Annotated in this window: 12 protein-coding genes; 4 read left to right on the top strand and 8 right to left on the bottom strand. The window is 64.5% G+C overall.

The window, feature by feature from the left end; translation table 11 throughout:
* Positions 1-61: 61 nt before the first annotated feature.
* Positions 62-1,477 carry a dihydrolipoyl dehydrogenase gene (locus tag DQ230_RS05595; protein WP_113911503.1) on the top strand — a complete coding sequence of 472 codons (1,416 nt, stop codon included), beginning with the start codon at positions 62-64 and terminating at the stop codon, positions 1,475-1,477.
* 166 nt (positions 1,478-1,643) lie between these two features.
* Positions 1,644-3,722: a c-type cytochrome gene (locus tag DQ230_RS05590; RefSeq protein ID WP_113911502.1), complete on the top strand. Its 2,079-nt coding sequence runs from the start codon at positions 1,644-1,646 to the stop codon at positions 3,720-3,722.
* Positions 3,723-3,787: 65 nt separating this feature from the next.
* On the opposite strand, the gene DQ230_RS05585 is transcribed toward DQ230_RS05590, so the two are convergent.
* From DQ230_RS05585 to DQ230_RS05545, 8 genes are all read right to left on the bottom strand, one after another.
* The gene (locus DQ230_RS05585; protein ID WP_113911501.1) at positions 3,788-4,549 is read right to left on the bottom strand and encodes a hypothetical protein; all 762 of its coding nucleotides are present in this window, start codon (positions 4,547-4,549) and stop codon (positions 3,788-3,790) included.
* Between the two features lie 77 nt (positions 4,550-4,626).
* Positions 4,627-5,166 carry a cytochrome b gene (locus DQ230_RS05580; protein ID WP_113911500.1) on the bottom strand — a complete coding sequence of 180 codons (540 nt, stop codon included), beginning with the start codon at positions 5,164-5,166 and terminating at the stop codon, positions 4,627-4,629.
* A 60-nt stretch (positions 5,167-5,226) separates the two neighbouring features.
* A complete protein-coding gene (locus DQ230_RS05575) occupies positions 5,227-6,204 on the bottom strand; it encodes a pirin family protein (RefSeq protein WP_113911499.1) in 978 nt (325 codons plus the stop codon).
* An 88-nt stretch (positions 6,205-6,292) separates the two neighbouring features.
* On the bottom strand, positions 6,293-6,997 hold the full coding sequence (locus DQ230_RS05570; RefSeq protein ID WP_113911498.1) for an alpha/beta hydrolase: 705 nt from the start codon (positions 6,995-6,997) through the stop codon (positions 6,293-6,295).
* Positions 6,994-7,923, bottom strand: a complete 930-nt coding sequence (locus DQ230_RS05565) for a ring-cleaving dioxygenase (protein WP_113911497.1) — start codon at positions 7,921-7,923, stop codon at positions 6,994-6,996. Before DQ230_RS05565 ends, DQ230_RS05570 begins: the two co-directional genes overlap by 4 nt.
* An 81-nt stretch (positions 7,924-8,004) precedes the next feature.
* On the bottom strand, positions 8,005-9,822 hold the full coding sequence (locus DQ230_RS05560) for an amidohydrolase (protein WP_113911496.1): 1,818 nt from the start codon (positions 9,820-9,822) through the stop codon (positions 8,005-8,007).
* Between the two features lie 79 nt (positions 9,823-9,901).
* Positions 9,902-10,684, bottom strand: coding sequence for an isochorismatase family protein (locus tag DQ230_RS05555; RefSeq protein ID WP_203228004.1), 783 nt, complete (start codon positions 10,682-10,684; stop codon positions 9,902-9,904).
* 371 nt (positions 10,685-11,055) lie between these two features.
* A complete protein-coding gene (locus DQ230_RS05545) occupies positions 11,056-11,682 on the bottom strand; it encodes a glutathione S-transferase family protein (protein WP_113911494.1) in 627 nt (208 codons plus the stop codon).
* 351 nt (positions 11,683-12,033) lie between these two features.
* On the opposite strand from DQ230_RS05545, the gene DQ230_RS05540 reads away from it, so the two are divergent.
* Positions 12,034-12,684, top strand: coding sequence for a LuxR C-terminal-related transcriptional regulator (locus DQ230_RS05540; protein ID WP_113911493.1), 651 nt, complete (start codon positions 12,034-12,036; stop codon positions 12,682-12,684).
* Between the two features lie 35 nt (positions 12,685-12,719).
* A complete protein-coding gene (locus DQ230_RS05535) occupies positions 12,720-14,531 on the top strand; it encodes a sensor histidine kinase (RefSeq protein ID WP_113911492.1) in 1,812 nt (603 codons plus the stop codon).
* Positions 14,532-14,567 lie beyond the last annotated feature (36 nt).

Below are 14,567 nucleotides of genomic sequence, written 5' to 3'. Positions count from 1 at the left end.
TGGGCACATAACGTACCACCGATGCCAGCGCCGTGCAGGATTTGAATAAAGGATACCGAACATGATTAACAAAGTAGACGTGGCGATTATCGGCGCTGGAACGGCCGGGCTGGCCGCCTTGCGCGACGTGCGCCGTGAAACCGACGATTTTGTCATGATCAACAAACCGCCCTACGGCACGACCTGCGCGCGCGTCGGGTGCATGCCGTCCAAAACGCTGATCGCGGCGGCGAACGCATTTCACGCGCGTACGTTGCTGGATACGTTCGGCATTCGGGGCGCAGATCATCTGAAGGCCGATATACCTGCCATCATGGAACGCGTCCGCGAGCTGCGGGATCATTTTGTCGATGGCGTGCTGGACGCGACCGACGATCTGGACGCGCGTAACATTGCGGGGCATGCACGGCTTGACGGGCCGAACCGCGTGACCGTGGACGGCCATACAATCGAGGCGCGCCAGATCATTCTGGCGCCCGGCTCCAGCCCCATCGTGCCAAAGCCCTGGCAGGCGTTCAGCGATCATATTCTGACCACCGATACGCTGTTTGAAGAGCGTGACCTGCCCGCACGTATCGGCGTGATCGGGCTGGGCGCGATCGGCGTTGAAATGGCGCAGGCGCTGGCGCGGCTGGGTCTGGAGGTTCACGGATTTGACGGGGCCGACCACATGGCCGGTATTTCGGACGAAAAGGTGGCCGAATCGCTGCGCGCGTCCCTTTCGCAGGAATTTGCCGTGCATCTGGGCGTGGAGGTCGACCTTGCCGCGGCCGATGACGGTGTGCAGATCAAATGGGGCGATGACAGCGTCGTGGTGGACAAGGTGCTGGTGGCGGTTGGCCGGCGCCAGAACGTGCAGGATCTGGGGCTTGAGACGCTGGGCGTGCCGCTGGATGACAAGGGCCTGCCGGAGGTTGACCCGCAGACCATGCGGATCGGCCAGACGCCCGTTCTGCTGGCCGGTGACGCCAACGCAATCCGCCCGATTTTGCATGAATCGTCCGATGAGGGGCATATTGCGGGCCTGAACGCGGTGACGGACAAGCCTGTGCGACTTGACCGGCGCACCCCGATGACCGTGACATTCTGCGAACCGCAGGTGGCATCGGTGGGCAAGCGCGCCAGTGAGCTGGATTTTGACGAATGCCTTGTCGGCGAGATTGATTTCAGCACGCAAGGGCGCGCGCGGGTCATGCAGGAAAACTACGGCCTGATGCGCATTTACGCGTCGCGCGATGGTGGTCGTCTGCTGGGCGCCGAAATGGCCGCCCCCGCGGCCGAGCATATGGCGCAGCTGCTGGCGCTGGCGATTCACAAGGATCATACCGTGCATGATCTGCTGGGAATGCCCTTCTACCACCCCACGCTGGAGGAAGGGCTGCGCAGCGCGCTGCGCCAGATTGCCCGCGAATTGCCGCCATGCAGCATATCCGATCTGGCCGGGTGCGGCTCGATGGAGGTTGAAGCGCTGGATTGACGCAGGGCGCGCCGGGCGCCTTTGGCGCTGGGGAGGGCCGGCCTGATCGTGGTCGGGCTGGCCTCTTTGAAAAGGGTGGTCCATAGTCGGGACGTGGCAGACTGGAGCGGCAAAAGAGCGCCGATTATCACAGTGCCCGATATTCCCCATGCGAAGGAGCAGCGTCATGGCGACCCGGTTTCATATCATTGCAGCATCTGCAGGCGCGCTTGCGCTTGTCGCTGGCGGCGCGGTTTTGTGGATGGCGACGCCCCCGGCGCTTGAGGATAAAGCCCCCGGCTTTACCGGGCAGGCCGACATCGCGCTGATCGAGCGGGGCAGCTACATCGCCCGGCTGGGCGATTGCGTGGCTTGCCACACCGAAGAGGGCGGCGCCGAGATGGCCGGTGGTCGCGCGCTGGAAACGCCGTTCGGCATCATGCGCGCAACCAACATCACGCCCGATCCGAAAACCGGGATTGGCGACTGGACCTACGCCGAATTCGACCGCGCCATGCGCAAGGGCATCTCCCGCGAGGGGCGTCATCTGTACCCGGCGATGCCCTACCCGTCATATGCCAAAATGACCGATGACGATATGTCCGCGCTTTGGGCCTATATGAATCAGGGCGTCGAGCCAGTTGAAAAGGCGAACATGTCCAACGACATCGGCTTTCCCTTCAATCAGCGGTGGGGCATCGGGCTGTGGAATACCGTATTTCTGGACGACACGCAGTTCACGCCCGACCCCGAACAAAGCGACGAATGGAACCGGGGCGCCTATCTGGTGCAGGGGCTGGGCCATTGCGGCGCCTGCCACACGCCGCGCGGCGTCGGCTTTCAGGAAGTGACGATGGATGAAAAGGGCAGCAAGGGCGCCCGCTTCCTTGCCGGCTCCAAGGTCGAGGAGTGGAACGCGATCAACATCCGCAACCTGTGGACGCCCGACCACATGGTGCAATTGCTGAAAACCGGGCAGAATAACGTGTCGTCCGCCGTGGGCGCGATGGCGGACGTGATTCAACATTCGACCCAATATTTCACGGATGAGGACCTGCACGCGATGGCGGTCTATATGGACGGGTTGCCCACGGATGACGTGCGCCCCGCCATGCCGCCGCTGGTCCCCAGCACCGAACCCGCCGAGGTGCCCGAGGCGCTGTTCACCACCGCAGGCGGGCTGGGTTACGCGCAGTTCTGCGCCGATTGTCACCGCAATGACGGGCAGGGCGTGCCGGGCGTTTTCCCGCCCCTGTCGGGCAACCATGTGCTGTCGGCGCAGGATCCGGCGACGCTGACGCATATCACGCTGACCGGCTGGCAATCCGTGGTGACCGAGGCGCGCCCGCGCAGCTTCCACATGCCAAGTTTCGCCAAGCTGACCGATGCCGAGCTGGCCGAAATCCTGACCTTCATGCGCGAAAGCTGGGGCGAATCCGCCCCTGCCGTGACCGAAAAGCAGGTTGCGCAGGCCCGCCGCAAGCTGGACCCCGCGATCGACAGCTCCACCTTCGAGACGCCGCGCATCGCGACACTGCTGGACGAGCCGAACGCCGATCAGCTGGTTCTGGGGATGCGGCTGAATGCGCAGACGCGCGATCTGCTGCCCGATCATGTCGGCAACGACATGAATTGCGCGTCCTGCCACCTGAATGCCGGCACCGTCGCCGAAGGGTCGCCTTATACCGGCGTCATCTCGTTCTTTCCGTCCCCGCAGGGTCGCGCGGGCCGCGAGGTCACGATGGAGGATCGCATCAACGGCTGTTTCCGCCGCTCGATGAACGGCGCGCCGCTGGACGACGATTCCAAGGAAATGGCGGCGATGCTGGCCTATTTCGAATGGATGCGGAACGAACATGAGTCCGGCGACGATGTGCCCGGACGCGGCATCGGATCGGTGGACACCAGCCTGACCCCCGACCCGGTGCGCGGCAAGGAAATCTATGCCGAGCAATGCGCCGTCTGCCACGGCGATGACGGGCAGGGCATCCGCGACGGTGCCGGTCAGGTGATCTATCCCGCGCTTTGGGGGGACCGGTCGTTCAACATCGGCGCAGGCATGGCGCGGACCTACAAGGCCGCGACATTCGTCAAGCAGAACATGCCCATCGCGCTGCACAGCACCTTCCCGCTGGGCCAAGGCGGGCTGACGGATCAGGACGCGGTGGACGTGGCAGAGTATTTCACCCACATGCCGCGCCCCGATTTCCCGGACAAGGTCAACGATTGGCCCAACGGCAACAAGCCGAAGGATGCGCGATACTGAACGCCCCTGTTCCGCGCCGCGCGCCCTGCTGCGATGCAGGGCGCGCAGTCACTCTTGCGCCGCAGTCATCCTTGCGCCGCGGTCAGTTTTGGCCGCGCCTTGGCTATCGCCGCGCGCAGGGCGCTGGAAAATTCGCCCTCGTCGAACCGCATCAGCGCCGAATGCGCGGCGCACAGCGCCCGTGTGCCCGACCAGTCGGTTGCAATCCGCTCGGCCCAGTCGCAGAACCGCGCGCCGGCATCGGGCGTGTCGTGCAGCGCATCCTTCAGCGTCGGGTGAAGCGCGATCTGCGGCACGGGCAGGACATCGCGCACGATCTCGGGCAGCGGCAGCACGTTGAACGTATCATCCACATGCAGCGCCCCGCTGGCGGGGTGATAGACCAGCAGCGATCCGGCGTGGATATCCTCGTTATCGCTGATGTAGTCGATGCCGTCCGGCATGGAAAAGGCCAGCTCGGGATAGCGCGCGGCGACGGCGTCGCTTTCTACCCTGTCTGTTGCCCATGCCACCTCTGGCACGACTTCGGCGTGGCGGGATGATCCATAGAAGGTGGCTGACGGGAAATCCTGCGCCATCTGCGCGCAATGCAGCGTGTGGAAGGGATGCACATTCAGCACCGCCTCGACCGCGCGGCCCTGATCGGTCAGCGCCATGACACGCTCGCGAATGTCGCCTGTCAACGTGTAGCTGCCGAGAAAGGCAAACCTCCCGTTGTCCAGCCGGACCAGCGAACATTGGGTGCCGACATTCAGGATGCCCTTAAGCCGCAAATCGCCCCTGATATTCCAGAACGTGTCGCTTATTTCGATGATCTCTTCGGCCATTGGTTCAGATCCTTTGAGGTTGCCGCGCTGTATAGTTGCACACTAACGTTGCCGACGCCGCGCCCGTTCCAGCGACGCTACCCTGCCATCCTGCGCAGGGTTTCGTCGCGTTTGATCAGGTGGTGCCAGCCGATTGCCATGGCGATATGCCCCAGCACCAGCAGCGCCAGGATCCAGCCCATTTCGCCGTGCCATTCGGCGACGGATTTCAGCCACGCAACGTCGGCCTCGCGCGGCGGAAATATCTGAAGGCCCAGATAGCTGAATCCGCGCTTGTCGCCCGAGGCCGCGACCAGCCGGACGGTAGGCACCACCACCATCAAGACATACATCGCCAGATGCCCCGCGGCGGCGGCGCGCCCGATCAGGCCGGAATGCACCGGCCGCCGCCGCCGGATATTGGCCAGCCCCCAGACCCCCCGTATCAGCACCAGCAGGAACAGCGTGGTTCCCAGAGCGTAATGATAGCTCCAGAAGAAATCGCGCACGGGATGATCGCGCGGCAGCGCCCAATGCAGCGCGGCAGACAGGAATTGCGCGGCAAATAGAATTGCCATGCCCCAGTGCAAGATGCGGCTGAGCGTCCCGTACCGGTCCGGGGTGTCTGTTATGGTCATAAGGGATACTCCTTCCGGGTTATGCGTTGGTTGCAAAAGGTCGTGGGGCATGGCGCGGTGTCACGGGTAATGAACCCCGCCCTCGGCGCGCATGACCTCGCGCTGATCCTCGGGGAGGGGGATGAAATCCGCCTCGTCGCCCGGCACGGTTTCGAACTGGCCGCGCGCCCATTCTTCCTTGGCCTGCTCGATGCGCTCGGGGCGCGACGACACGAAGTTCCACCAGATATAGCGCGGCCCCTCCATCGGCGCGCCGCCGAACAGCATGAAACGGGCGTGATCGCCGGTGCCATCGGACAGCGCCTTGACGGTGATTTCGTCCCCCGGTCGCAGCACCAGCAGCTCGCCGGGTTTGAACGTGTCGCCGGCCACGTCGATATTTCCCTTGATGGTGTAAATCGCGCGTTCTTCGGTGTTTGCGGCAATCGGCGCGCGGGCGCCGGGGGCCAGTGTAACATCGGCATAAAGCGTATCGGACGCGGTCCTGAGCGGTGAGGAGGCGCCAAAGGCCGAGCCTGCGATCAGCCGGGCGGTCAGGCCCTCGGCCTCGACAGTGGGCAGATCCGTCTTGCCGTGATGCATGAATTCGGCATCGGATTCCTCCTCATTCTCGGGCAGGGCCATCCAGGTTTGCAGGCCGAACAGGCGCTGGCCGGTTTTCAGCCGTTCCGGCGCGGTGCGTTCGGAATGGACAATGCCCTTGCCCGCCTTCATCCAGTTCACCGCGCCCGGCTCGATCGCCATATCGGTGCCGAGGGAATCGCGGTGATGAATTTGCCCCTCGAAAAGATAGGTCAGCGTGGCAAGGTTGATATGCGGATGGGGCCGCACGTCGATCCCTTCATTCGTCAGGAATTCGGCCGGTCCCATCTGGTCGAAGAAAATGAACGGACCGACCATCTGGCGTTTCTTGGATGGCAGCGCGCGGCGCACTTCCATTTCGCCAAGGTCGACGGCGCGGGGCACGATCAGGGTTTCGATGGCGTCCACGGTGGCGCGGTCACCGGGGATGGGATCGGGGCAGGGGCTCCAGCTCATGGTGTTTGTCCTCTCTGGTTGGTGCGGGACATGCGGATGTCCGCAGGTCCGTTGATTTGGCGGCGCGCGGCGCGCGCCGCCGCTTTTGTCATGCGGCGTTCAGATGCTTGCGCAGCCACGCGGCCTCTTCGGCGATGATACCATGACCGGCGCCGGGAATGACAACCGTGTCAACCGCCGCGCCCATCGCGCCCAGCACCCGGTCGCTTTCGCGCACGCGCGCCAGCGGGATGTGCGGGTCACGCTCGTGGCAGCCCAGCAGCACCGGCACGCCGTCCAGCCGGCCGTCATAGTCGAACCGTTTGGCAGGGCGCCCGTACAGATCATCCTGCGGCGCGCCGCTGGCCTCGGCGGTGCCGACCAGCCCGCCCGACAGGGCGGCGACGGCGCGGAAGGGCCGCGCAAACCGCGCCGCCGCCTCGACGGCCAGGCACGCGCCCTGGCTGAAGCCGGCCAGCACGGTCCGTTCGGGGCCGAAACCTTCGGATGCCAGATCGCCCAACAACGCCTCGACGACGCTCAGCCCGCTGCCCAGCCCCGGCTCGTTCGCGCTGAGCGGGGCGAGGAACGAATCCGGCCACCACGAACGGCCCGCCGCCTGCGGTGCCAGCACCGCGAGGTCCGGCAGGGCCAGATGCTCGGCCAGGCCGATCATGTCCTCGGGCGCGCCGCCGCGCCCGTGCAGCATGATGACAGCCAGCCGCGCGCGGCTGAGCGGGGCGCCGGCGATGGCCAGCCGCTGCCTGGCATGCGGACCATTGCCGCCGGTGCGCGGTGCGATCCCGGCGCTCATGACGGCACCCGGATCTGCGGCAATACCTGCTCGATACGGGTTCGGTGCGCCTCGTATTTCTCGGGCAGTTTCAGCGCCTCGCCCAGATGCGCCGGATCCTCGTCCACCGCAAAGCCCGGTGGATCGGTCGCGATCTCGAACAGGATGCCGCCGGGGGTGTGGAAGTAGATCGCGTCGAAATACTGCCGGTCGATCACTGGCGTCACCTGCATGCCGATGGCGGCCAGCCGCTTGCGCCACTCCAGCTGTTCGCCCGCGTCCCGCGCACGGAATGCGACGTGGTGAATGGTCCCGGCACCGGGCCGCCCGATCGAGGGCGCGTCCGAGGTCATCAGATCCACGGCCGAGCCACGCTCGGGATCGTTGGAGCGATAGCGCAGCCGCGTCTCCGTCCCGCCGGTGCCGCCGGTTGCGGTGTCCTCGCTCGCCTCGCGGGCATATCCCATCGCCTCAAGCACGCTGGCGGTTGGGGCCGGGTCGCTTAGCCACAGCGTGACCGAATGGAACCCCTCGTCGCGCGCGCCGCCCTCGATCAACTCGATGCGCAAGCCATCGGGATCGCGCAGCGCGATGGCGCGCTCGCCGAACCGTTCGAACGGGCCTTCGAAATCGACGGCGGCTTCGGCCAGCGCCATCATGCGCGCGTCCAGATCCGGCACCGCGTAGGCAACGGCCGATGCCATCCCGGCGCCCGCGCGTCCCGGCCCTGCATCGACAAACGGAAAGAACGTCATGATCGAACCGGGCGCCGCATCCGCGTCACCGTAATAGAGGTGATAGGTGCCCGGATCGTCGAAATTCACCGTGCGCTTGACCAGACGCTGGCCCAGCATGCCGACCCAGAAATCGAGGTTGGATTGCGGCGGGCCGGAAATGGCCGTGACGTGATGAAGGCCGGGAATCGCGCCGGAATTGGACGTTGCCATGATGTATTCTCCTACCTGGGCCGGTTTCGGCATTGGATGGGGGCCGCCGCGCCGTAATCGGCGCGGCGGATGTTGCTTGACCTAGCGGGCGGCCAGTGCGTCCTGATAGCTCACCACCGGCGACCAGTCGGGGCTGACAGCGGGCAGCGCCTCGGGCGCGTGATCGGCAAAGCTGTCCGCCGCATAAACGACATTGCCGCCTGTCACGGTCAGCACGGATTCAAGCGACAGGATATCCTCCTCGGGGATGGTGAAATAATCGCCCGACAGGATCGCGAAATCGGCATACATGCCTTCCGCGATCTTGCCCTTCACGTCCTCTTCCTGCGAGAACCACGCGCTGCCCGAGGTGAAGAGGCTCAGCGCCTCCTCGCGGGTCAGCTTGTTGGCATCATCCCAAAGTTGCAGACCGCCAACAGTCTTGCCCGTGACCAGCCAGTAGAGAGATGGCCAGGGGTTGTAGCTGCTGACGCGGGTGCCGTCCGTGCCGGCGCCGACGGGGATGCCCATATCCAGCATTTGGCGCACGGGGGGCGCAGCCTTGGCCGCGTCGGCGCCGTAGCGGTCGACGAAGTATTCCCCGGCAAAGGCCATGCGGTCCTGAATGGCGATGCCGCCGCCCAGCGCCTTGATGCGCTCCAGCTCGGTCTCGCGGACGGTTTCGGCGTGGTCAATGGCCCAGCGGGGGGCGAATTTGCCCTGCTCCTCGGCCACCTGCTCGAACACGTCCATGATCAGCGCGATGCTGTCGCCATAGGTCGCGTGCTGGCGCAGGGGCCAGCCGGCCTCGACCAGCATCGTCGTGACCTCGTGCAGGTCGCCGCGCGGATCCTGACCGTTCGCCTCGCGCTCGGCCAGATCGGGGGCGGGGGCCATGAAGTTTTCCCAATCGCCGACGCTGTGGACCAGAAATTCGCCCGCGCCGTCCAGCTCGTAGCCATGCTCCAGATGCACGTCTTCGTTCACGCCAACCTCGTTATTTGCGATCCATTCGGCGAAATCCTCGGCCTCCTTGCCGCCCTGCTGCGCGAACAGATAGTAGTTCATCCGCAGGGGCAGCCCGTCATTGGTGGCGATGTTTTTCGAGCCGGTGTAATTCTCGGGGAAGACATGCCCGCCGCCCCCGGCATCGACCGACGATGTCAGGCCAAGACGGTTCAACTCGCGGTAATACTGCTTGGTCGAGTTGACCATATCCTCTTCGGACAGCTGCGGCAGCGCGCCGATGGTCTTGTAAAGGATCGAGGGGTTCGGCTCGGCGTGCAGGATCGCGCCGCCGCCGTCCAGAAATTCGATGCGGCTGCCGTCGGCCGTCGCGGTCTCGGGCGTGTACCCCAGCGCCTCGACACCGGCCTGATTGAGGAAGCCTTGGCTATAAAGGAACAGGACAAAAACCGGCGTATCGGGGGCGGCCTCGTTCAGCTCCTCGACGGTGGGCATGCGGTTTTCCTCGAACTGGTAGGGGGACCAGCCGCCGATCACGCGGACCCATTCGCCGTCCGGCACGCGGGCAGCTTCGGTGCGGATCAGGTCCAGCGCGGCGGCCAGCGTCGGGATACCGTCCCAGCGCGTTTCCAGATTGTAGAACCGACCGCCGCGGATCTGGTGGGAATGCGAATCGTTCAGGCCGGGAATGACCGTGCGGCCAGCCGCGTCGATAACTTGGGTATCATCGCCGCGATACGCCTCGATATCGGCGTCGCTGCCGATGTGCGCGAATGTTCCATCGCGCACGGCAAAGGCGGTGACACCCGATTGCGCGGCGCCGCCGGTAAAGACTGTGCCTGCGTTCATCACGATCAGGTCGGCAGCCTGCTGGTCCTGCGCCAGGGCAGGCGCGCTGGCGATCAGGGCGCTCAGGGCCACGCTGCGCAGGGCGGTATTCTTGAAATTCAGCATCGTATCCTCCTGTTCCGGGGGTGTTTGGTGGCCGCGCCGAATGCGCGACCACCTTCGTCATGCAGATAGCTGCCGGGGCTTATTCAGCCGATTTGGCCGCTTCCTGTGCGCGGTTGAAGCTTTCGGTGACGGCGTGGTAGCCGGGCGACACTTCGCCATAGAGCTTGCCCCACTCGGCGGCGTCGGGGCGGTTCCAGGTGCGGTGCGTTTCGCTGAGGATGGTGTTTGTGGTGACCGGCACGATGCCTTGGGCGGCCATGCGGGTCATTGCCGCGTCAGACGCCATTTTGCTCACGTCGCCCGAGGCATCCATCACGACGAATACGTCATAACCTTCGGCATTGGCCTGAAGCGCGGGGAACGCGACGCAAACGCTGGTCCAGACGCCGGCGATGACCAGCGTCTTGCGGCCTGTCGCCTCGACAGCGGCAACAAAATCGGCGTTGTCCCACGAGCTGACCTCGCCTTTGCGCGCGACATATTGCGCGCTGGGCATCGCTGCGGGCAGCTCGTCCATGATCGGCCCGTTGGAGCCGTCAGGCTCGGACGCGGTGTAGATGATCGGGATGTTTGCCTGCTCGGCGATCTTGGCCAGGGCCACGGTGTTGCGGCGCAGCTCTTCGATGCTGATGTCGTTGACGGTCTGGAACAGGCCCGTCTGGTGATCCAGCAGCAGCAGGACCGCATCATTGGGATCGAACAGCGCGTTGTTCGCCGCCTCGGTCGGTGTTCTGGACAGCCCGTCCAGATGCAGGGTCGCGCTGGCCTCTTGCGCGTTGGCCGCTGTTGTGAACGCGGCTGGCTGAAGCAGCATCGCGGCGCCTGCGGTCAGCGCGAGGAAGGTTTTTCTAAGGGTCGTCATGGCAATTCTCCTTGGAGAGGGTGGATGAAATCGCCCCAGGCGGCCCGAAATAAAACCGGGTGCATGAGGCTGGGCTTGCGTGCTGATGAACATAGAACAGGGGTTCATATGCCGGAACAGGCATAATGTTGCATTTACTATTGCGACTGATGCAATAATCGGCGCGTTGGGGTGGATCTGTGACAGCCGGTCGCGGGCTGGCAAAATCAAAGCCGCAGACCATGAAAATGGCCTGCGGCTGAATGGTATCCGGCATGATGTTTCGGCTGACGGTGACCGTCTGGCCGCCCGCGCGCTGCCGGGGGTCAGGCAGACCGGGCGCCGTCGGCGCCGCGGGCAGGTGCATCATCCGCCTCTGCGCGTGGGCAGGTTCACCCGATCGGTTCCATATCCTGACGTTTGAGCGCGGTTTTCACGCCCTCATTCGCCTCCATCATAGCGCGGTGCTGCTTGAGCGCGGGATAGTCGTCAATCGACAGCGGCGTCTGTTCAATCCAACGCGACAGCACATAGAGGAACGTGTCCGCGAAGGACCGTTTGCCCAGATACCAGTCCCCGTCGCTTTGGCCAAGCGTGTCGTCAAGGCGGCGGTAATGTCCGGCCAGCGTCTCGTATGTCTTGCGCTTGACCTGCTCCACCGCGTCATCCGTTTCGGCAAAATTCTGCGGGCCGAAATGGCCGCCATATGTCGCATGCACTTCGGACGTCATGTAAGACAGCGCCTCGGCCTCCTTGCGGCCCAGTTCGGTGTCGCGGCCAAACCCGCCGCTGCCATGCGCGGCGCCCAGCCATTCAAGAATTGCGGCGGCTTCGGTCAGGACGGTGCCATCGTCAAACTGAAGCGACGGCACCTTGCCCTTGGGGTTGATCGCCAGATAGGCGTCTTTTTTGTGGTCGCCGTAGGGTATCGTCTTGACATCAACCGGCGCGCCCAGCCACGCCACGGCAATATTGGGCGAGAGCGAGCAGGTGTCGGGCATCGTATAAAGCGTCGTCATAATCAAAGCTCCTTGTCTGATAATCATTGCGCCGCGGGCCATGAGGCGCGTGCGGCGCCAAATTCCGTGCAAGGGACCAGCCGCTTGCCTCATGTCAACCTTCCTGCAGGCGAAAGGTTCCTGACGCGGGTGCGGGATGCGGCCCGGCGGTGTGGACGCATCGCGGGGGGCTGCCGTGGGGGCGGAATTATGGATCTGTTGACCTTGGGCAATTAGCGCTTGATTGGAATTTTCTTTCGGCGGATCATTTTTCGCGGACATGGTTTGTGCGGGCGCGGGGGTCTGCGTGCGGCAAATCCGGTAGGTAACAGCACTGATTATCATTCCCCATCACGTCCGGCTGGAGCTTAGATGACCGAGAAAACAGCGCGCGTGCTTGTGGTGGAGGACATCACCGAAACGGCCACCCGTCTGGCGCAGGCGATCAGGATGACACCCGGTCTTGAACTGGCCGGCAGCGCGGCAACACTGGCGCAGGGGCTGTCGATGCTGGCCCGCGAGCGGCCCGATTTCCTGCTGACGGATCTGGGGCTTCCCGATGGCAGCGGGGTCGAGTTGATCCGCGCGGCCGCCACGGCGGACTGGATTTGCGAAAGCATGGTTTTCAGCGTTTTCGGCGACGAGGCGCGCGTTGTCGAGGCGATCCGCGCGGGCGCCAAGGGCTACATCCTCAAATCGTCAAATCTGGAATATATCGGCAGTTCGGTCCGCAGCGTGCTTGCCGGCGGCTCGCCCATATCGCCCAAGATCGCGCGCCACCTTCTGGGGCTTGTCGCGCTGGCCGGGCAATCCGAGGATGTCAGCGGCATCCTTGAGCTGACGGACCGCGAAACCGAAGTTCTGCGTCTGCTGGCCAAGGGGTACAAGCGCCAGGAGGTGGGCGAGCGGCTGGGCATTTCCGTCGGCACGGTCGGAACGCATGTGAACCGCATCTATCGCAAATTGCAGGTTGAATCGAACACGCAGGCGATTGCCCGCGCCGGGCGGATCGGCCTGCTTTGACGGCAGCTCTGGCAACATTACGGCAAAGCGCGGCATTGCGGTTTCTGGCAAGCGCGGTTCTGGTATCGCTTCTGGCGGCGCTGATCGGCACGATCGGCCCGTTACCGGATCTGGAGGGCGTCGTGCGGCATGACACCGCCCAGCGGTGCCGGGCGGGCACGAATGACTGCACCACCGTCACGTTGCCGGACCGGCTCAGCCGTGGGGACGGTCCGGTGGAGTACCGGCTGGAGGTGGCGCGCGGCACGCTGGAGGGCGACCTGAAGGCGGTCTTGATCCAGCGCATGTCTGACAGCTATGCGCTGCGGATCGGGAACACGCCGCTGTCGCCGCCGCTTGACCCCGGCAGGCAGGGCTGGTCGCGGCCCGTGCTGGCGCTGGTGCCGGGGCCGGTGCTGACGGATGCTGACATGCAGACGCTTGTCATTACCCTTTCGGCGCTGCCGCCGCGCGAAATCCGGCTGGCGCCCGTGTTGATCGGGGCGCATGATACGCTGCTGTTTCGCAGCAATCTGGTGATGATCCTGCGTATCGGTATGCAGCGGATCGCCTTTGGCCTGTGCATTTTCGGTGTCATCGCCTTTGTCGGGCTGGATATGCGCCCCGAGACGCGCACCGGCACCTACCGGTATCTGGCGGCGGCATGTGCCGCGGCGGCCATTGTGCTGCTGGGCGGCGTGTTTATCGTGCCATTCCTTCCGCTGATGACATGGATCGCCGTGTGGACCACGGCGGCGCATCTTGCGATTTTCGCGTTCTGCCGGTTTCTGGCGTTGCATGTCGGGCGCCGGCCGTCGGGGCTTGAGGCGGCATGGCTTGCCGCGATCATACTGGGCGCGGGCCTGCTGTTTGTCCTGCCCGCCGAAATCTGGCGGCTGTGCCAGCTTGCCATTTCGATGGTGGATCTGGTGTTTCTGACCCTTGCCACGGCCGGGCTGATGGCGCCCCCGCGCCGCGACCGCAACAGCGAGGATTACGTGATGCTGCTGCCCATGGCGACCGGGTCGGCGCTGCTGGCGCTGTACTGGCTGGAGCTGGTCGGCGTGACCCCGGTCAGAACGATCGAGACGATTCAGTTTGCCCCCATCGCGTTCATGTGCGTCGCCTTTACGCATGTGGTGGGTCAGGCGGTGATCGGCCAACGGCTGAGCGACCGCTTTGCCGCCCGGCTGAGCAGCGAGGTCACCCTGCGCTCCGGCGAGCTGATCCGCACCCACGAAACCATCCGCAAGATGGAGCGCGAGCGCGCCATCGAGGCCGAAAGGCAGCGCATCATTCTGGATCTGCATGACGGGCTGGGCGGGCAGTTGATAAACATGCAGGCCTATCTGGAAAACAGCGACATACAGGACGAAACGCTGGAAAATGCGATTGCCAGCGCCATGGCCGACCTTGCCATCATCATGGACAGCATCGATGCAGAGGACGATGTCACCACGCTGCTCGGCTCTTTGCGCAACCGGATCGAGCCGATGCTGACGCGCAACAACCTCAGGTTTGACTGGCGCATCGAAGAGCCGCCGGCGGGGCTGACGGCCAGCCCGGCGCACAGCGTCATGCTGCTGCGTATCGTGCAGGAAGCGTTGACCAATATCGTCAAGCACGCGCAGGCCGATACGATCATCATGGAATGCACCCGCGATCATATCGCCATCACCGATAACGGCAACGGCATGGCGGATGGTCAGCGCGCCGGGGGGCGCGGCCTGTCCAACATCCGCAGCCGCGCGGCCACGATAAACGCCGCCCTGGACATCACCACCGGGCCGGCCGGCACACGGATCAGCCTGCGCTGGGATCCGCCGCAGCCGGGCAGCGGCATTGCGGATATACAGCCTGATGCGTGAATAAAATGGTTGTAATCACGCCAATCGGGCAACAAA

It is taken from the genome of Roseovarius dicentrarchi (assembly GCF_003316635.1).
Classification (GTDB): domain Bacteria; phylum Pseudomonadota; class Alphaproteobacteria; order Rhodobacterales; family Rhodobacteraceae; genus Roseovarius; species Roseovarius dicentrarchi.
Note: the sequence above shows the minus strand (reverse complement) of the source record. Positions and strands in the feature narration are given on the sequence as shown.